General features: G+C 33.9%; 20 protein-coding genes. 1 reads left to right on the top strand and 19 read right to left on the bottom strand.

Going from position 1 to position 18,941, the window contains the following annotated elements:
- Positions 1 to 61 precede the first annotated feature (61 nt).
- The 6 genes from H3T43_RS04750 to H3T43_RS09540 form a co-directional block, all read right to left on the bottom strand.
- Positions 62 to 970: an L-lactate dehydrogenase gene (locus H3T43_RS04750; RefSeq protein WP_198213007.1), complete on the bottom strand. Its 909-nt coding sequence runs from the start codon at positions 968 to 970 to the stop codon at positions 62 to 64.
- A 150-nt stretch (positions 971 to 1,120) separates the two neighbouring features.
- A complete protein-coding gene (gene rbsK / locus H3T43_RS04745) occupies positions 1,121 to 2,035 on the bottom strand; it encodes a ribokinase (RefSeq protein ID WP_198213005.1) in 915 nt (304 codons plus the stop codon).
- 125 nt (positions 2,036 to 2,160) lie between these two features.
- A complete protein-coding gene (locus tag H3T43_RS04740; protein WP_198213003.1) occupies positions 2,161 to 2,631 on the bottom strand; it encodes a PTS glucose transporter subunit IIA in 471 nt (156 codons plus the stop codon).
- 10 nt (positions 2,632 to 2,641) lie between these two features.
- On the bottom strand, positions 2,642 to 4,354 hold the full coding sequence (locus tag H3T43_RS04735; protein WP_198213002.1) for a glycoside hydrolase family 3 protein: 1,713 nt from the start codon (positions 4,352 to 4,354) through the stop codon (positions 2,642 to 2,644).
- Between the two features lie 24 nt (positions 4,355 to 4,378).
- Positions 4,379 to 5,818 carry a PTS transporter subunit EIIC gene (locus tag H3T43_RS04730; RefSeq protein WP_198213001.1) on the bottom strand — a complete coding sequence of 480 codons (1,440 nt, stop codon included), beginning with the start codon at positions 5,816 to 5,818 and terminating at the stop codon, positions 4,379 to 4,381.
- Positions 5,819 to 5,820: 2 nt separating this feature from the next.
- Positions 5,821 to 6,684, bottom strand: a complete 864-nt coding sequence (locus H3T43_RS09540; RefSeq protein WP_198213000.1) for a PRD domain-containing protein — start codon at positions 6,682 to 6,684, stop codon at positions 5,821 to 5,823.
- 289 nt (positions 6,685 to 6,973) lie between these two features.
- Here H3T43_RS09540 and H3T43_RS04720 point away from each other — a divergent pair, with 289 nt between their 5' ends.
- The gene (locus H3T43_RS04720) at positions 6,974 to 8,281 is read left to right on the top strand and encodes an APC family permease (protein ID WP_198212999.1); all 1,308 of its coding nucleotides are present in this window, start codon (positions 6,974 to 6,976) and stop codon (positions 8,279 to 8,281) included.
- A 97-nt stretch (positions 8,282 to 8,378) separates the two neighbouring features.
- Here H3T43_RS04720 and H3T43_RS04715 read toward each other — a convergent pair whose 3' ends face one another.
- From H3T43_RS04715 to H3T43_RS09405, 13 genes are all read right to left on the bottom strand, one after another.
- Complete coding sequence (locus tag H3T43_RS04715) at positions 8,379 to 8,768, bottom strand: DUF3021 family protein (RefSeq protein WP_034981501.1); 390 nt, start codon at positions 8,766 to 8,768, stop codon at positions 8,379 to 8,381.
- 1 nt (position 8,769) lies between these two features.
- Entirely contained in the window at positions 8,770 to 9,222 is a 453-nt protein-coding gene (locus H3T43_RS04710) for a LytTR family DNA-binding domain-containing protein (protein ID WP_034981503.1), read from the bottom strand.
- 1 nt (position 9,223) lies between these two features.
- A complete protein-coding gene (locus H3T43_RS04705) occupies positions 9,224 to 10,069 on the bottom strand; it encodes an ABC transporter permease (RefSeq protein WP_198212998.1) in 846 nt (281 codons plus the stop codon).
- A complete protein-coding gene (locus tag H3T43_RS04700; RefSeq protein ID WP_198212997.1) occupies positions 10,070 to 10,924 on the bottom strand; it encodes an ABC transporter ATP-binding protein in 855 nt (284 codons plus the stop codon).
- A gap of 163 nt (positions 10,925 to 11,087) precedes the next feature.
- The gene (locus H3T43_RS04695) at positions 11,088 to 12,665 is read right to left on the bottom strand and encodes an ABC transporter ATP-binding protein (protein ID WP_198212995.1); all 1,578 of its coding nucleotides are present in this window, start codon (positions 12,663 to 12,665) and stop codon (positions 11,088 to 11,090) included.
- Positions 12,655 to 13,911, bottom strand: a complete 1,257-nt coding sequence (locus H3T43_RS04690; protein WP_198212993.1) for an ABC transporter ATP-binding protein — start codon at positions 13,909 to 13,911, stop codon at positions 12,655 to 12,657. Before H3T43_RS04690 ends, H3T43_RS04695 begins: the two co-directional genes overlap by 11 nt.
- Positions 13,912 to 13,926: 15 nt before the next feature.
- On the bottom strand, positions 13,927 to 14,256 hold the full coding sequence (locus tag H3T43_RS04685; protein WP_198212991.1) for a hypothetical protein: 330 nt from the start codon (positions 14,254 to 14,256) through the stop codon (positions 13,927 to 13,929).
- Positions 14,257 to 14,355: 99 nt separating this feature from the next.
- Entirely contained in the window at positions 14,356 to 15,288 is a 933-nt protein-coding gene (locus tag H3T43_RS04680; RefSeq protein WP_187160492.1) for a hypothetical protein, read from the bottom strand.
- A 225-nt stretch (positions 15,289 to 15,513) separates the two neighbouring features.
- Positions 15,514 to 16,224 carry an acetolactate decarboxylase gene (gene budA, locus H3T43_RS04675; protein WP_187160491.1) on the bottom strand — a complete coding sequence of 237 codons (711 nt, stop codon included), beginning with the start codon at positions 16,222 to 16,224 and terminating at the stop codon, positions 15,514 to 15,516.
- A 166-nt stretch (positions 16,225 to 16,390) separates the two neighbouring features.
- Positions 16,391 to 16,897: a DUF4411 family protein gene (locus H3T43_RS04670; protein ID WP_122026396.1), complete on the bottom strand. Its 507-nt coding sequence runs from the start codon at positions 16,895 to 16,897 to the stop codon at positions 16,391 to 16,393.
- Positions 16,897 to 18,009, bottom strand: coding sequence for an ImmA/IrrE family metallo-endopeptidase (locus H3T43_RS04665; RefSeq protein WP_198212989.1), 1,113 nt, complete (start codon positions 18,007 to 18,009; stop codon positions 16,897 to 16,899). Before H3T43_RS04665 ends, H3T43_RS04670 begins: the two co-directional genes overlap by 1 nt.
- Positions 18,010 to 18,282: 273 nt before the next feature.
- Complete coding sequence (locus H3T43_RS09410; protein WP_232350271.1) at positions 18,283 to 18,639, bottom strand: tyrosine-type recombinase/integrase; 357 nt, start codon at positions 18,637 to 18,639, stop codon at positions 18,283 to 18,285.
- A 59-nt stretch (positions 18,640 to 18,698) separates the two neighbouring features.
- Positions 18,699 to 18,881, bottom strand: a complete 183-nt coding sequence (locus tag H3T43_RS09405; RefSeq protein ID WP_232350270.1) for a hypothetical protein — start codon at positions 18,879 to 18,881, stop codon at positions 18,699 to 18,701.
- Positions 18,882 to 18,941 lie beyond the last annotated feature (60 nt).

Raw genomic sequence — 18,941 nt, 5'->3', positions numbered from 1 at the left:
TATTTTTTGGCTAATAAAAAACGCGCTTGTTTAGCGCGTTTGGTCTATTTATTTTATCTTCTTATGCCTGTGATTTTTCTTTAATTGCCTCAGCAGACTTCTGTAACAAGTTTTCCTCATTAGGAGTTAAATGCAAATCAATTTTGTGGACAATACCTTCACGCCCAACAATTGCGGGATAGGACATGTAAGTCCCATATTTTTCTTGATAACTTGAAACAGGTAATTCTGTCCGTGAATCTGTTAAAACAGCTCGCACAATTCTAACCGCAGCCGCCGAAACACCATAATTAGTATAATGCTTGCCCATAAATACATTTTGACCACCAAATCTGATTTCATCTTCCAGATCTTCAGGTTCCCACGATTCATTTTTAGCCAGTTCAGTTAATGGCTGTTCAAATACTTTTACTGTTGACCAGGCTGTAAACTGAGTATCACCATGTTCACCTAATGCAAAACCACTCACAGAACGAGGATCAACTTTAAACTTTTTAGCAACAACTTTTTTCATTCTTGCTGTATCAAGTAAAGTACCAGTACCCAAAACATGTTCTTTTGGCAAACCAGTTAGTTGCTGGTATAGACTGGTTATTGCATCTACTGGGTTAGAAATAACAATCAGAATACCGTTGAAGCCACTATTTTTTATAGATTCAGTAATTGGGCTTAACTGTTTTTTATTATATTCAAGTTCTTGGAAACGATCACCTTTGGTTTCTAATGATATTTTTCCTAAAGTACTAATCACAATGTCAGCATCTTTCAGCGCTTCGTAATCATTAACAATGATGTTGGTATGATATGGCAGGTTGGCCATTGCATCTTCAAAATCAATGGCATCAGCGTTTACCTTGCCCTCATTAACATCGATCATTACCAAATCATCCACTAAATCTGAAATAATTAATTCATGGGCAACAGTACAACCAACGTGACCATCACCAATAATACCTATTTTTGTTGTCATAATAAGTGCCTTTCTTTTTAAACCTGTTAAAATATTTCAACAAACTTTTTGAATACATCATCATTATACTAAGATAGGACAGCAAAAAATACTCTAAAAACATTAAATAAAGCATTCTTAATTTCTGAAACTAAAATTCAAAATCAGACATTAGTTACCAAGTTTGATATCTTTTGCATAAGGAATTGAAGGTTGAGCACCATATTTTTGCACAGTAATTGATGAGGCTTTATTAGCAAAAAGAACTGCGTCTCTTAAGTTAGAAAAATCTGGCCGCAATAAACATGTCATTGCACCAATAAAAGTATCTCCGGCAGCTGTAGTATCAACAGCATTGACTTTAAAAGCCGGAACCAGTTCACTTTCATTTTGATAGTCGTAAAATGCTCCTTTAGTACCGATTGTAATAATAACTATTTTTACGCCCTGATTATGTAATTTGACAGCAGCCATTTGAGCAGTTTTTTCATCAGTCACCTTAATTCCAGTGATGGTTTCAGCTTCTGTTTCGTTTGGGGTAATGATATCAGTAAGTTTTAACAAATCAGCAGGGATTTTAGCCATTCCTGGAGCTGGGTTTAAAATTGTTTTTACCCCTGCCTCATGAGCAATTTCGAAACCTTTAATTGTTGCAGCAAGTGGAGTCTCGAATTGTGCAATAAGGAAGTCAGAATTTTTTATCAAATCCTGATTCTGCTCAACTTCAGCTGAGCCAAAAGCATAATTTGCACCTGCATATATAGTAATTGAATTCTGACCGCTATCATCTACTGTGATAAACGCTTGTCCAGTTGATTCTTTTTTAGCTGTGATAATACCTTGGGTATTAATGCCTTCACTCTTAAGTAAGCCCAGCATCTCTTTTCCTGGTGCATCGTCACCTACACCACCAATAAAGCTAACTTCACATCCTGACCTTGCCGCTGCAACCGCCTGATTTGCACCTTTGCCACCTGCAGCTGAATAATGTCCGGAAGCATGTACAGTTTCACCTGGTCTAGGCATCTGTTTTACGCGCAAATTAGTATCTAAATTAATACTGCCAATAACTGTAACTTTATTCATTTATACTCTAAAACCTCTTAATTAGCATAATTTTCAAATAATTTATTTCTACCAAAAATAATAACACATTTGAAATTACCCTCAAATGTGTTATTAATTTTATTTATGTATATCCCCTAAAATATTTATTTAGGTAAAGATCCAATCTCTGTTTGTGAATTAACCTGACTCATACTAGTTTGATCCAAATCAATATTCTTATTATTTAAAATGATCACAATTACATCGGTTTCCTTGCCTGCATCTTTTGCCTGCTTATAATCGAAATTGGCAAGTAACTGTCCCCTTTTGACCTTATCACCCTTCTTTATTTTAATGTTAAAAGGGGTTCCGTTAAGCTCAACGGTGTCAATACCCATGTGAATCATTATTTCTGTTCCATTTTTACTTTCAATGCCAATAGCATGTTTGCTTGGAGCCAGCATGGTTATCACCCCCGTAATTGGAGAATAAATCTCCGTATCTGCAGGTACTACCGCAAAACCATCACCCATTTTTTTAGAAGCAAACAATTCATCATTAACTTCATCAATTGTTTTAAAAAGACCTGAACATGGGGAATAAATAGTTTCATTTCTCTTGAAAAAATTAAGCATATTTTCCTTTCTATATATGTGTATCCCAATATGTGCAAAATGCATTAACTGGACTCTTACCTTTAAATGGAGATTTGCCTATTAATTTATCTACTAAAATTGCTGGAACATATTCATTTGCTGTATAAGCATTGATATAAGTTTTTACCATTGGAACATCCTGCAAATGATATGGATTAGCGATTGAAATAAAAATAGTAGGGATTTCATGTACAAACCACGGAACGTTATAACCCATTGGCTTAAGCCAATTTAACCTGACAGTTGTTTGATTGCTGGCTGTCTTAACATTAGCAAAATATATTACAGTATCAAACCTGGCTTTTAGCTCTTTGACGGACCCATTAACCATTAAATCCTTTAAATCTTCATTTTCAGGATCAAATACAGTTACATTAAACCCTTCATCTTTCAGTCTTGATATAAAAATACTTGAAACAGGCGGTTTGCCACTGGCACTAACAACATCACCTATAACGAAAACAAGAATTTTTTTGTTTTTCTGCAATGTTAAAGGTAGAACATCCTGCTTGTCTTTAACTAAAGTTATTGATTCATCAGCTAATTCTTTAGCCCATTTAACATGTTCTGGACATTTTAAAACTTTTAAAGCCTCTTTTTCAGGAACCAAAGTCTTATTTCTTTGCTTTAAAAATAGTTGCAATGATTCTTTAGTAGCTAATACTCTAGTAACAGCATCATTTAATCTGTCTGTTGATATTACGCCCTCGTTCACTGCATCCAGTACAAAATTAAAATCTTCATCCAAATCTCTGGTAAATAAAAGCATGTCGCAACCAGCATTAATTGCACGAGGCAACAGCTCTGCTCTTTTTCCTTGTGAACTAAAACCTGCCATATTAGTAGCATCACTTGAAATCAAGCCATTGAATCCCAGCTTTTCTCTTAACAAATCATGAAGCAATTCATATGATAGAGAACCCGGATAAATATCTTCATCTTTCACGTCTGGATTAAAGTATCTGGTATAAGCAGGTTGATAAATGTGACCGGCCATTAAAGTTAGTGCTCCATTATCAATCATAGCCTGGTAGATCTTGCCATAGGTTTTGTCCCAATCAGAAACGCTTAGTGAGTTAACTGATGTCAGAAGATGCTGGTCACGGTCATCAACACCGTCTCCTGGGAAATGCTTAATTGCGACTGCCATACCTGAACTTTGGCATGCTTTCATATATTCCTGGGCCATTGATATGACAGTATTAGGATTATCACCGTATGTTCTAACATTTATGATCGGGTTAGCAAAATTTTTATTAAAATCTACTACTGGAGCAAATGACCAATTACATCCCACAGCGCCGCCTTCACGAGCAGAAATTAATCCTAAGCGGTATGCGTTCTTTTTATCATTAGAAGCCGCTACTTCAATTTGCCTGCCGTAAAATGTCCCATCAGTGCCTATACCGTCCCCACCAGATTCAAGATTGGCTCCAAGCAGTAGCGGTATTGGGGAAACTTCCTGAATATAACGTTGCAAAGCCTGAATGCTGGAACTCTTTTGCGGACGAAACATCATGCCACCAGGCCGATAGTTTTCAATAACTTCTTTAATTTCTTGTTCGGTTGAATAATTGCCTAATAAGCAAAATAATTGGCCTACTTTTTCTCTGACTGTCATCTTAGACATGATCAATTTAATATTATCAATCTGTTCATCTTTCAAGTAAAATGGATTGCCCTTTAAATTTATTTCGGTCATTTGCAATGCTCCTTTTCTTAAATATTATTTGTTTGCTTTTTTTGGTTTGCAAAAAATGAGGGTTAAGCAAAATGAAATTGCCATGGAAATTAATACTACTATCACTGCGCTAATAATACCGGAAAAATTAGTAGCATTAGGAGAAAGATAGCAAGGGAAAGCAAAAATTCCTTGTCCGCCCATTTGGTAAAATTTAACTCCCATTAGCATTGCTAAAATGCCACCAATAGCTGAAGAAATACAACTAATGAAAAATGGCTTTTTCAGTGGCAAAGTAACACCGTAAATTGCCGGCTCAGTAATACCAAAAATTGCTGGGAAAATTGAAGCAATAGTATTGCGCTTCTGCTTAGTATCTTTAAGGATCAAAGCCAGTGCACAAAGTGCTGCAAGCTGAGTAAAAGGACAGGCTATATTGGCGGCAAAAATAACATCAAATTTTTGTGTTGCTAAATTGTTAAGCACTATTGGCATAATAGCGTTATGCACACCAAAGATAACCAATATTTGCCAAGTTCCTCCAATAAAGGCACCTAGCAAAATTGGACTAAGTTTATATAGTTCTTGTACAACCCAAGCAATAATATCAGACAGCCAAATTGATACTGGACCAACTATTAATAAAGTCAGTGGCACAATTACCAATATTGTTATTAAAGGTACAAGAAAATTTGCAACGGATGCCGGACTGATTTTTTTCGCAAAACGTTGAACATAAGAAGCTGCCCAAACAGCTAGGATAATAGGAATGACAGTTGAAGTATAGTTATTTAACAAAACAGGTATATGTAAAAATGTTAAATATGCCTTAGTTTGAAAAATCGTACCCGACAAGACTGTTGCTGCAGCTTTTCCTGACATTGCTTGTATCAAAGTAGGATAAATAATTGCCGTACCAATAACAAGCGATGTCATTTGATCAACATGAAATTTTTTACCAGCAGTAACCGCTAAAAATACTGGGAAGAAATAAAATAATGCATCTCCAATAGCATATAAAATAATATATGTACCATCTGTATTCTTTAAGACACCCGCTGTAGTCAAAATTGCCAGCAGTCCCTTTACCATACCGCTTGCACATAAAACTCCCAGGATCGGCACAAAGATACCAGATAAAAGGTCAACTGCTTTATCCCATAATGATTGTTTTTTATTAATTAACTTCGTATCTTCCTTCAGAGCCTCTTCGTCTGCTACATTTTCTCCTCCATTAAAATGGTAGAGACTATTAATCTCATCAAAAACTGACTCTACGTGCATGCCAATCACTATTTGATATTGTCCGTTAGCCTCGATCACGTCAACTATTTCTTCGTTTCCTTTAAGAGCTTCTGTATTCGCCTTGCTTTCATCTTTTAAAACGAAGCGTAAGCGGGTAAAACAATGAATTAAAGAGACCACATTGTCCTTTCCACCAATATTTTTTACTATAAATTTACTCAATGAGGTATATTTTCCCATTTTTATTTCTCCTTTGAGATTATGTTTTTCAACATATTGTGAATATGAAGTACTAAATAGGCGCATTCTTCCTGATAAATGGTGATGCCAAATTTTTGAGCAAAATCATCGCTGAGACTGTTCACACAATCTTTTTCCCTTTGATATTGTTTATCAGACAAAACAACTAACAGAGAAGAATTAACGTCATTTTCTTTATAATCATTATCTAAAATTCGTTGGGCAAAAAAGCGAACATGAGTATCAAAGCGCTGATAATACAGTGGATCTGCTTTTTCAGCAAAATCAATCTTAAAATAATCAAAAACATAATTTGTAACCCAATGAACTATCTCAACTACACGATAACCGTTAAAATCTCCCTTATTTTCCAACTCACTGTTCACTACATGTAAAGCAATTGTGGCTGCTTCATCTTCAGCCAAATTGCAACCAGTCATATTACGAATTAATTTGATACCAAAAATACCAACTTCAAATTCTTGAGGGTAAATTCTTTTTATATCTAAAATTAAAGGATTCGAAATTTTAATTCCTTTTTTAGCCTGTTCAACTGCTCTGTAAATATGATCAGTTAAAGCTACTATCAGGCTTTGATTCAACTCCTGTTTTAACTTTGATTTTGCCTTGTCAACTATGTCATTAGCTATTGCATAATATTCAATTGGTATATTAACCAACAACTTCGCCATAGCTGAAGAGATCTCTTGAGGCAATACTGGAAAATAATATTCTATTTTGCTTTCATCAACTTCATCGCCAACATGTTTTCCGAAAGCTATACCTCGTCCTGTAACAATTAATTCTTTTCCTTTGTCGTCGACTACAAAAGAGACGTTATTGTTAATCCCACGCTTAATAAACACTCAATTCTCCTCCCTTCAATAAAAAATAAAAACCTGCTTGCACACAAGAACCAAATTGATGATTTAAATTGTGTGACAAACAGGTTTAGCTTACTTAATAATCATTAGTAATAACTATCCGATAGTCATGTTTATTTTACCCGATCAAAAAAGGTATGTAAATACAAAATAGCAAATATTGCGTAACGCTTTCAGAAAAGATTTTTTTAATTTTCAAATCATCATCTTTTAATTTTGTCTACCAAAGCATATAATTATTTTTATCATTCAATTTAAGTAAGGTAAAAATATGAAGAGACAACTTAACTTTTTCGCTGCTTTAGCAACTGTCATGGGCACCATGATTGGTGGCGGGGCTTTTTTCAAAATTGCTAACATTTCGGCTTTAACTCATAATGCCTGGCTAAGTATCATAGTGTGGCCCTTTGCCGGCTTAATTACTCTAATGGCAGGATTAAGCATAGCTGAATTGGCATCAATATATCCCAAAGATGGTGGACCTGTCAGATATCTGGAAGAAATATACGGTCCTAAAGTTGCCTTTCTGTTTGGCTGGTCATTAATAATTGTCTATTATCCGGCAAATATCGCCGCACTTTCAATCGTATTTGCGACCCAACTAAAAGAAATACCACATTTCAAAGATTTATCCACTACAGTGATTGCTCTAATCGTGATGCTGGCGATACTTTTAATCAATTGGATAGGGTCAAAATTGAGTGGTCAGGTACAAAAAATAACTTTAGTTATTAAGCTCTTGCCGATTGCTGCAATTATAATCTTTGCTTTGTTTTATAGTGGGCCTAATCAATTAGCAGGTGCCCCAGCGCCTAAAATTACATCTGCTTCAGGAGCAATGGCCTTCGGACAGGCTCTTTTAGCTGTGCTTTTTGCTTATGATGGCTGGTTAAGTATCGGTAATTTAGCCAGTGAAATAAAAAATCCCGCAAAAACTTTAGCCAAAGCTATTATTTGGGGACTTTTAGGAGTAACGATTATTTACACTCTTCTTAACTGGAGTTATGTTAGAGTCATTCCTTGGTCAAAAGTTGTAGGTAACCAGACAACTGCTCTACTTACCGCCAAAAAATTATTCGGCAGCGTGGGTGGTACTTTGGTTGCTACAGGAATTTTAGTTTCAGTGTTTGGTGCCATTAATGGCCACCTTCTTTTAGGATCCAGAATGCCTTACGTTTTAGGCAAAGAAAAGAAATTGCCAGCTGCAAGCTTTTTCAGCAAATTAAATTCCAAAACTATTGTGCCTACCAATAGCATGATTTTTGAATGCGTCATTGCTACCATTATGATTTTTTCTGGTACATTTGATTCCTTGACCAACATGCTGGTTTATGTTTCCTGGATTTTTTCGATTTTATTATTTTTAGGTGTCCTTATCCTACGCAAAAGGCAACCAGATCTTTTACGACCGTACAAAACACCTTGGTATCCTCTTCCACCTATTCTTGGGATCTGTGGTGCTTTATTTATTGTTGTTACCACTACGCTAACCCAGCCACTTTTGTCACTTACAGGTATTTTATTGACTCTTAGCGGCTGGCCAGTTTATGTTTATGTGCAAAAGAGAAATCAAACTTAATTAAAGTATAAAAATCTATATTAAAGACTTTTATAGAATAAAAAATATAGCCTTGGAGTATTTTCTATTCCAGGGCTTTTATATATTCCAAAATTATTTATTTTTTCGCATTTCTTTTTTTAATACTAGAATTTATTTCTTTTACAGTCTGCACCTGTGACAAAATAACGATCAGCCAAATAACAATATAAGCTAATATAAATACGCCAATCAGCCAAAAATTAATCGGCCACTTATTTATCCAAGACATTAACAACACCAATAAAAATGTTCCTATGATATGAACGCTAAAGGCAATAGCTGGCGGCACATCCATTGCAAAAATCATTGATAAAATTCCTATTAATCCAGAAATAATAAAAACGGAAATAACACCTAAACGAGTAGGAACATCAGGAAAAGCAAAAGTTAATATTATCAAATAAGTAGCTGCACCAAAGCCCACACCGGTAAAGAAATAGTTAATGAAATTACTTAATTTTCTCATTTTAAAGACCCAACTCTCTTTTTAATGCTGGCAAATACAATCTGGAAACATCAGCTTTTAGATTATTTTTTAAAAGTGCGATCATATTTCCTGCAAAACCTACTTCTATCGATTCCAGAAAATTAATATTGATAATGCCATGTTTTGAAACCTGGATAAACCCATCACCCAGTTTTTCTAGTACCTGATATAATCTACCAGTTGTTTTTATCATGTTTTTAGTAGTATAAAAGGTAATATCTGTTGTCTGGATCTCTACTTTGATAATTTCTGTTCGTTTAATGGTTACTATTCTGTCTTCCACTTTGACTGGTAAAAGATCATATCTTTTTTCACCAAATTTGTGCAAATAATTAACTAAATCATTAACTGCTTCACTTTTTTGAGCTGCTTTAATTTCAACTTCGATTTCCTGTTCATTTAAATCAGAATCCGTTTTAAATTCTATTTTCACTTTACTTATTGCTCCTCCTATCAGTGATAAAAGAAAGCAAACCAATTACTAAAATTAGTATTGCAATCATTAATAGTAAAACGAGCAAGTTATTTAGCCGCCAATTATTCATCTTAAATTGTATTCCTAAATAATTTGTTAAATGCCTTTTTACATTAGCAGGAAAAGTGGCTAGTGTCTGCTTAAGTAAAAAATATCTTAAAGCAGCTGCTTCATAACTACTTGGTACTAATTTTACCAAACTTTGTGCTTGTGAGACCAATATACCATATGGCAAATAGGTCGCTACAGCAAAACCAGCGGCAGCTCCTAAAACAGCGGAAAGTCTGCTAAAAGTAGTACTCGAATGCATGAAAAGCACGATTATTTCATCTAATAATGTAGCTGCAATCGCGCCTACCAAGATATACAAAAGTCCGGGTAAATAAGCTGATTGAGGAATCGTAATATGATCAACTAATGAAAAGTATATTGCCATTACGATAAAGGTGATGATTTGCATAAAAAAGCTGACTGTTGTTCCTGATAAAATGTAAGCAAAATTTTCTGCAAAGCGTGATATGCCTGTTAATTCAAAATCAGCGTCAGCTCGACTTTCGCGGTCACTTACTTGTTGACCTAAGGCTTGAAAAGCCGTAGTAATACCAGAAACCGCAACTATACCCGCTATCATCCATAAATCTAATATCTTAGTCACATGAGGCAATTGCTGCCAATTACTTCTTAAATTATTTTGCAAAAAGCCAATATAGATAAAGAAAGAAATCAGTGCACCCAGGCATGACATGAATACAGCAGGAATGTTAGAGAAATAAATTTTCAAATTTCTACGAAATAAGGCAAACATTTAATGTATCTCCTTTCCGGTAATCTGAAGGAAGGCATCATTGATTGTTCCTTTGCGATATGAAAAATCGATAATATTTTCTTGATTGTTTTTTAAAATTTCAATTGCTTCTTGAGGGGATAATATGTCAATCGCAACTTGATCTTGACTGAGTCGAATAACTTTTTGTTTAATCTGTAAAATTTTGGTTTCCTTAACAGTAAGAATCAATTTATTAGGGGCAAATTCGGTCTTAATTTCAGCTGCAGAGCCACTGGCAAGAATTTTACCATTTTCCAAAATATACATTTGGTCAGCATTTTCTGCCTCCTCTAAATAATGAGTTGTCAAAAAAATAGTAAGGTTTTGTTGCTGCTGCAGTTTAGTCAATAATTTCCAAATAGCATTTCTTGTTTGGATATCAAGTCCTGTAGTTGGTTCATCTAAAAAAAGCAAATCCGGATTACAAATCAATGCTCGAGCTATGTCTACCTTTCTTTTTTGACCACCTGATAAAGTGCTAAATTTTTGATTTAAAAATTCTTTGATGCCGATCAAATCAATTAGGTGTTCAAGCCACTCATTAGAAAATTTACGATACATCTGTGCCCTTAAATAAAGGTTATCCTTGACTGTTAAAACATTATCTAAAATGCTATTCTGAAAAACTAAGCCTATTTTCAAATCTGCCGCATATGAAATGACACCTGAAGTAGGCTTTAATAATCCGGTTAGCATATTAATCGTGGTAGATTTACCCGCACCATTTGTTCCTAAATAAGCAACAAGCTGTCCCTCTTTAATTTGAATATTTGCTTTATTCACTGCAATTTTTTTACCAAATTTTTTAGTTAATTCCTGAGTTTCTATTAGCATAATTAACACCAACCTTTTTAATTTAAATTAATCATACTAATAAAAACCAAATTTGAAGCACAATATATAATAAGTGAACATAGAAGAAACACAAAAAGCTAAAAATAAGACATGAAAATAAAAGGCGTTAATCAAAAATTTGATTAACGCCTTTTAACTATCACTATTTACTTAAATGAATCTCGCGGTCAAATACTTGCTGCAGTTTTTCATCGAAATTGTGCGCGATGAAAATGACAGTGCCCGGCAATTTAAGAAGTTCTTGCAGGATTGCTCTGGTTCCTTCCTGATCAATTGCACTTGTGCCTTCATCTATTAACAGAATTTTGCTGTCATGTATCTGCGTACGCGCTAAAATTATTTTTTGTCTTTGACCGCCTGAAACATTCAGTTTTTGCAAATTTACTTTGGTTTCTATACCCTGAACAAATTGCGTCAAATCTGGTTTTAATCCAACGGCAACTGCAGCTGATTCAGCTAGTTGATTTAACTTGGAATTGAACATTGTAATATTGTTTTTTATTGTGCTGGGAAATAAAACAGGATCTTGGGCAATATAGCCAATTTTAGCTAAATCAGGTTTAATCACTTTTCCCTCTTGATCCTTAAACGCTATTTTTCCCGAACTCGGTTGCAAAATCCCTAAAAGTAGTTTAAATAAAGTTGATTTGCCTGTTCCGCTGTCACCTGATAGCAAAATTTTTTCGCCATACTTAACAGTGATATCAGGGAACTTTAAAGTTTCACCATTAGGAAAACTAACTGCCAAATCTTTTGTACTAAAAGCATAAGGTGTTGCTAAGTTTTGTTCATCGGTTTTTACTGGTAAAGTCGCTGCAGTAACTTTATTTCTTAAAGTTTTACTGCCCTTAATTAAGCCGAAATAGAATGGCAAGTATTCGATTGCCAGCGAAATATAGTGGCTAAAATTACCGATAACCGCAATCGCACCAAACGTGACTAGTCCGCTTTTAATTAAAATACCCGTCCAGACGAACAATATCAGGATCATAACTTGCGCAACACCATTGGTAATAATGGACAGAACTTGTTGTTCCTGTGTCTGCTTGAGGTTGGCTTTTTCTAAGTCGCGTGCACCTTTATGCATTACGCTAGTTAATTTATCGCCAGCAAGATACCGCTCTAGTTCAGCAATACCGATTAGCCATTTTTCAATCAGATCCAAATACTGCCTATTTTGATGAGATACTTTCTCCGTAGCTCTTTGCAACGGCTTTTCAATTATTTTAGGTAAAACAATGGAAACTGCTACCGAAATTAAGATGAGCAGCAACAAACTCCAGTGCATCGTTAGCAGGGCAATTACAGAGAAAATAACATAGCCCAGAAAATTGCAAATGACCGGAATTAAGTTAAAGGACTGATTGTTAACCGTATTAAGATCATTGGTCAGACAATTTTTAACTTGCGAAGTTTGATAATCTTTACGGTCATAGTAGATGTGACTTACCATTTTGCTTCTTAAGGTGTGATTAAATTCTTGAACTTGTCGTGTCAGTAAATATTCAGAGCCCCAGTCAAAAGCATACGATGAGAGATAAGCTAACGTAGTAAAAGCAATGATTAACAGCCACGCTTGACCGTCATGTTGGCGCAAGGCGGTAAATTCCCACATATTTAAGTAAGATGCCCCGATTAAAACAAAGGGTTGCAAGAAGCTAAAAAGCACCATAAATATGAAACGAATTCGATTGGTATGAAAGAAGTTTTTAAAAGTCATTGTGGTTCTCCTTCTGGCTTGCTAACCGAATCGTTTTATCAAACATATTTTTAACTTCAGAATTAAGATTATGAACAATCATGATCACAGTCTTATTAGTGTGAACAAGTTCAGCAATAATTTGCTTAGTTGCTTTACTATCAATGGCACTTGTCGCTTCGTCCAGCAAAATAATTTCGTCAGCGAAAACTTCTGATCTGGCAAGGATAATCTTTTGCCTTTGACCACCGGATAAATTATTTTTATCCAAATCAACTTGGGTATCAGTTCCTTGGGGAAATCTCGCAATGTCGCTCTGCAATTGCACTTTATTAATTAAATTAGGTACTTGATCCAACAACTGCTGGTGAAACATCACGATATTTTCCGCAATTGTTCCTGGAAACAATTGCGGATCTTGAGCAATGTAACTAATCCGGTTTAAATTTGGTTGAAAAATCTGCCCTGTATTATTTTTAAAAATAATTCGCCCTTGATAAGGCTTGATCTTACCTAAAAGAGCTTGAAGCAGTGTTGACTTGCCAGTTCCGCTATCGCCTGCAAGCAAAACTTTTTCACCCTTATTGATCACAAAATCAGGGTATTTAATTATTGGACCATTAGGATATTTAAGCGCCAAATTTTTAATTTCAATTTGGGCAATTTGAGTAGATGAACCTTTTTGTCTTGATTTAGTGTTAGAAATCAGGCTAGCCGTAGTTTGATTGATATTTTTAGTGGATTTAATCTTGACGGCAGCACTTGTAATAGAGGATACAGCTGAAAAGATACCAAAAGCAAAAGAAGTCGAAGCTAATGCCGCCCCAATTTTTATTTGCCCAGTTAAAAACAGGATACCCGCTAAAAAGGCAATCGACATTTGTCCTAAAGTATTACCAATTCCATTAATTGTATTGGAAGCACAGTTTTTATTGGTTTGATTGACTTTAGACTTTTCCAACTTCTCAGCGTAGCTGCTCATTTCTTTATTTAAGATCGTCCAAGCATGATACCGCCGCAGTTCATTTAAGCCATTGATCCATTCACCGATACCAGTTAAAAAAGTGCTAGTATTTTTCATCACTTTCCTACTTGCCTCTGAAGTCATGCGCGCCATTATTTTGGGCAAGCTTAAATCTATTAGAACAAAAATTGCAGTTAGTAAAACAAAAGACCAATTTAAGCTAAAAAGGACGCCAGCAGAAAGCAAGATAATGAATAAATTGCTAAGAACATTAACCCACGGCAGAGCAAAATCGCTGGTCAAATTATCGAGATTGCTTTACAGATAATTCTGCATTTGCGCCACTGTCGCATCGTTTTCAGTATAAAAATGGTCTACCATTTGCCCTCTTAATTGATCAAGATATTCCTGAATCTGAGTGTTAAAAAGGTAAGTCGCTAAAGGTAGAATAAATACACCACAAACTACCGGGATAAATTCAATTAATTGCCAGCGAATGTAAACTGGCAAATTGCCGACGCTTAATCCATTAACTGCAAATTGAAAAAAATATTGGTCAAGTGAGCCGGTGACAGCGAAAATAAAATAAAGTAAAATAATAAAAATTGCTCGTTGTTTATTAGAGCTAATCAGTCCCTTTAATGTCATGTCCTTGCGTCTTTCATTTTATGCTAAATCAATTTTATTAAATTTATCTAATAATAAAATGAATGAGCAAGCGTGTCAAATTAGCAGTCAAAATATAATCTATTTTTGCAAATTATAAAGGTCGTTCTTTAATTCCTTAGTAATATATTGCTTCCAATTTTTATTATGGACAATCCTTGATTTTTGAAAATGGTTAGAGATGATCTCTTTCTTAGTAAGTTTTGAAACGTTCTCCCAATTATCTGAAAATACATATGTTGCATTGCCATATAAAATAGAATCAAGTAAATATATATTTTTTTGATCGAAACAAAATACTATATAACCCGTATATCCTGCTTTTCCTTGAAATTCCCTATCAGGATTGAATTGCTCAATAAAGTCAAATCTTTCATTCATAAGCTTTATCGAACTTGGAGAAATTTTGTGATAATATTTTTTGTCCTTTCTCGCTTCAAACACCTTTTCGCCTTTAGGTATTATAGTCCAATTAACTGTTGATATTATTGGATTTAATTTGATCATATTATTTTCTAGCTTAAAAGTTTCCACTTCAGAAAAAAGTTCCAAAAACAAATTTATGCAGAATTTTATATCATTATATTCTTTTTCGTTATTGCGAAAGTTTTTATTAATAATCAATAGATCTGTTTTCTCTTTCGTAATCAACTTAAAGCTAAAATTTTTGGGTTCAATATATTTTCTAGGGTACCTACGATATTCATCTTCAGCAATTCCTTCATGCCAGTTGCCTTGCCAATCTTTTAACCTGTATGTCCTGGCCTTATAATCGATTATTTTAGGTTTAGTTTTATCAGGAATGAGTTCTCCCATAACATTTCTTTCAGAATTGATACCTAAAATGGGAATAGGCATATATATATGAGCTTTCGAATCTAGACATTCAAAATCTTTTTTTAATTTTTCTTTTATTTTAGAATTAGAATAAATACCAATATAAAAATCTTGATTCTCTTTTAAATCACTCAAGTAGTTTTTTACATTATTAATTCTTTTCTTACTAATTTTCATATAATCACTCACTTTCTATATTTTAATTATAATCTTGTATACACAATTTATACTATATAGGGCTCAAAAATATTGTATATTATAAAACGTATCCCGAAAGTTAGAGGACCATCGTAACTTTTATATAAGTTATTTAAATAACAAAGGGTAAAAGTACTCTACATAATAATTAATATTTAATCGAACAAATTGGAATTTTTTAAGTTTGAAAACTATTAAAATTATTTATTCCGACTTCGAAATAATATTGTCCAACTTGCTGGTGTCACTTAAATTGGCATTTAAAAATTCTTGATTATCTATCGGCAAATGCAGTTCAAAGTTTTCTACTGGCTGAACGCTGACTACTACATCTTTCATCGTTGCTGCCAAAATGTGACCGCCAAAGCTTAAATCGTCTGCCAAAAAATGATTGTGAAATCCTGAAACTCCGACACCTTGAAAAACAGTTGGTGTGTAATAAGTAATCATTGTGCCTGAAATATTTTCAGCTTCAAACTCCACTTGATTTTCAGCTATTTCTCCCAGAGATGGATATGGCTTACGTGATTTTTTAGAAGACCTTGTACGAATTTTTTGGAAAACACCTTTAGTCAATACTGCGAAAAATTGATTTTGAGCGTTATTTTTTGTTAAAACATCTTTTAGCATTTCTGTCAATTCGACATTTTGATAGCTTTTGAATTTGTGATAATCCGCAAAACTAACGTCAGCATAAGTCACTTTAAAGTCATCTGGCAGTTTCACAGCCGGACCACTAACATCTATTTTGTAACCGACACCATTCAATATTACTAATTCACCATCAACGCCATCACCCGTTCCAATACCAATATTGCCGTGTTTTAACAATTCTGATAGCGGTAAAGTGCCTTCCAATAGGCCTTCAACCAGCATTTGCATGGTCCCATGTTGAAATAATGTATTTTTATTCATGTATTTGCTGCTCCTTTTTTCAAAGATTTATATATAAAAACAATCAGAACAAACTTAATTTTTACAAATCAGTTTAGCACCAATTTGTTCTCAACTTATTATGTTCTGATTGTTTTTCAACTCTTGCTATTTTTAGTTTAGTAAATAACTATCTCAATCTAAAAATTCAAATGCACAAATTGATTTTCTCAAAGAAATCATTCATGTCAATGCAATCAACATCTAAGTCATCGCACACATCAGGTATTTTTGCGGCCTTATTACCATTTGGATTGTGCAAATTAGGATTCCGAATTTCACTTGTTACAATGGTTAAATTTTCTTCTTTTGCAATAGCAATAAGCCAAGGATCTGCAATTTTTTCATGTGCCCATCCTCTGTCAGCTGATAATGCTTCATCTTTATAATATTCACAGTCGCCAATATATTGTAGTACTTTGGCCCATTGTATTGCATAATTTTTATGGTTTATTATTTCTTTTAAATAATTTTTATCCAACCATTTTCTAAATTTAGGGGCTTGGTAGTTTTCATCGACCACAATTTCGGGAATGACAACATATTTATTTAAAATGGCAGGTAGCTTAGCCCAAAAACTAGGAAAATACTTTACCCGATAATACCGTTCATAAAAATTTATATAGATATTAGTATCCAGCAAATATTTTTCCATTAAATTCTGCCCCCCGTCAGAATCTTAAACGACTTATAACTAACACCAGCAATATTAAAAGCATCCGTATAAGTAATCTTATTTTGTTTTATTGCATTTTCAATATAATGTACAAAAGTCTGATCAAAACGAAATCTGATATTATTATCATAGTTTCCACCCCTAGTTTTTTTATCTACCGGGATTTTCGCAAATTCTTTTTCTAACTGTGAAACTTTTTCATCATACTCTTTTTTCGTCAAAATCTTCATATCATATAGTTTACGTACAATGACAAATTTACTAACGGGAAATTTGTGAGCTAAAAATTCAATATCATAGTTATTTAGCTTTCTAATTTCTTCATCTGGTAGCAGTACTTCTGCTGCTACTTTATTAACAAAGGCTTCTGTGCGATCAAACTTGTATGATCCTGTGTCAACTAGACTAAATATTTCTTCCTGATCAAGAAAAAGATGAACTAATTCATGAACAAGTGTAAATAACCGACCTGCCTCACTATCTTTAGAATTAACGAAAATAATGGGGGCTTTTTTGTCACTTAAGACAAAACCTCTGAACTCATCTAGCGACAAGCTTCTATGCGTATTGCTTTTCACTGAGCCATTAAAGAAGATAAAGATGCCTATTTTATTCATTTTATCTCTAAAATATTTCAACGCATTCTTTCCCACATTTTTCTGATAGTTAACTGGAATAGCGAGATAATTACGAATATCATCTACAACTTGCTGGTAATCATTTTTAATTGAATATTTTCCGATAAAATCGAGCTCATAATCAATTTCATTTCGCAGAAAATCCTGTTTTGTTTGCATTTCAACAATCGTATCTCTAAGTTCATTACTAATCTTTTCAATCCGATTTGAATTAATCGTTCTAAATTTAAGTGTATTCTTATCAGCCTCAACTGGATCTGAAAGAAGCAGCAAACCAGTCGGAACATCAATAAGTTTAGCAATTTTTGAAAGTTGATTAAAAGTAGGGGTTTTACTGCCATCTAAAAAAGCATCAATATTCTGAACTTTCATTTGTAAATAATCTTTAGAAACACCGGAATTGTCAATATAATAAGCCAAAACACGTGGATTTATGTCTAATCTAGTTACCATTAAAAACACCTCCCTTATTAATACGCATTTATACTGTTATTTTCATCAAAAATTTACATTAATGCAATCTTTAATATTATTTTATGATATTAACTTTGTTTTAAACAACTAAAGAAACTATTTCTAACTCATTTTTATAAAATAAAAATATTAAACATGCTCGCTCATAAAAATTGCGAATGAAAATAAAAAGCTCTGAAAGCTAGTAGCTAACAGAGCTAATTTACCATCTTATTCCCTTAGAATAAGAGACGTTACTTTTACATCAACTAATTAACTAGCTTTTTTCTTCTTCTGGCTGACTTTTGGCAGACCGTCTATTTTGTTTCCATTCAAATGTTGGTTACCATTAAACGAAACATTCGATCTTTCTGCAGGAGAAATATCCATGCTTCCTTCCATCTTAGAGGCTAACTCAATGTCATTGTTACTAAACATATGCGCATAGTATTTCAGTGTCGTCATAGGCATTTTATGCCCTAGACGGTGACTAACCGTTAAAACATCCGCACCTAGTTCAGCAATTAAATACGAGGCGTTAGAATGCCTCAATCCTCTACCGTCAATTCTAGGAACATCAGCAAGCTCTGAATAGCGTTTAAGCCATTTACTTAAGGTTGATTTGTTCAATGGACAATTGTCGTAAGACAAGACAAAATCATGAACACATACTTAAGCTGCTCTTCTTTCTAATTTTTCAGAACTTTAACAAGTTCATCATCAAGAGTCAAAGTTCGCCGGCTTGAATCATTTTTCAAATATGACACTAGCTCATATTCCATCTTATTCTTATACTGGAGGTTATTGATAAATCTTACCTTGCCATTATTTAAACCAACGTCAGACCATCTTAATGCCCCTGCTTCAGACACCCTACATCTCACTCTGTAAAAGAATAAGAATGTTACGTAAATTAAATTTATCATCTAAAG

The organism is Lactobacillus sp. M0396, assembly GCF_016101625.1.
GTDB lineage: Bacteria > Bacillota > Bacilli > Lactobacillales > Lactobacillaceae > Lactobacillus > Lactobacillus huangpiensis.
This window is presented reverse-complemented; position numbering and strand designations above follow the sequence as displayed.

Coding starts and splice junctions, on each gene's coding strand:
- H3T43_RS04750 (WP_198213007.1), bottom strand. CDS start 970: ATGACAACAAAAATAGGTATTATTGGTGATGGTCACGTTGGTTGTACT.
- rbsK (WP_198213005.1), bottom strand. CDS start 2,035: ATGAATAAAGTTACAGTTATTGGCAGTATTAATTTAGATACTAATTTG.
- H3T43_RS04740 (WP_198213003.1), bottom strand. CDS start 2,631: ATGCTTAATTTTTTCAAGAGAAATGAAACTATTTATTCCCCATGTTCA.
- H3T43_RS04735 (WP_198213002.1), bottom strand. CDS start 4,354: ATGACCGAAATAAATTTAAAGGGCAATCCATTTTACTTGAAAGATGAA.
- H3T43_RS04730 (WP_198213001.1), bottom strand. CDS start 5,818: ATGGGAAAATATACCTCATTGAGTAAATTTATAGTAAAAAATATTGGT.
- H3T43_RS04720 (WP_198212999.1), top strand. CDS start 6,974: ATGAAGAGACAACTTAACTTTTTCGCTGCTTTAGCAACTGTCATGGGC.
- H3T43_RS04715 (WP_034981501.1), bottom strand. CDS start 8,768: ATGAGAAAATTAAGTAATTTCATTAACTATTTCTTTACCGGTGTGGGC.
- H3T43_RS04705 (WP_198212998.1), bottom strand. CDS start 10,069: ATGTTTGCCTTATTTCGTAGAAATTTGAAAATTTATTTCTCTAACATT.
- H3T43_RS04700 (WP_198212997.1), bottom strand. CDS start 10,924: ATGCTAATAGAAACTCAGGAATTAACTAAAAAATTTGGTAAAAAAATT.
- H3T43_RS04695 (WP_198212995.1), bottom strand. CDS start 12,665: ATGACTTTTAAAAACTTCTTTCATACCAATCGAATTCGTTTCATATTT.
- H3T43_RS04685 (WP_198212991.1), bottom strand. CDS start 14,256: ATGACATTAAAGGGACTGATTAGCTCTAATAAACAACGAGCAATTTTT.
- H3T43_RS04680 (WP_187160492.1), bottom strand. CDS start 15,288: ATGAAAATTAGTAAGAAAAGAATTAATAATGTAAAAAACTACTTGAGT.
- budA (WP_187160491.1), bottom strand. CDS start 16,224: ATGAATAAAAATACATTATTTCAACATGGGACCATGCAAATGCTGGTT.
- H3T43_RS04670 (WP_122026396.1), bottom strand. CDS start 16,897: ATGGAAAAATATTTGCTGGATACTAATATCTATATAAATTTTTATGAA.
- H3T43_RS04665 (WP_198212989.1), bottom strand. CDS start 18,009: ATGGTAACTAGATTAGACATAAATCCACGTGTTTTGGCTTATTATATT.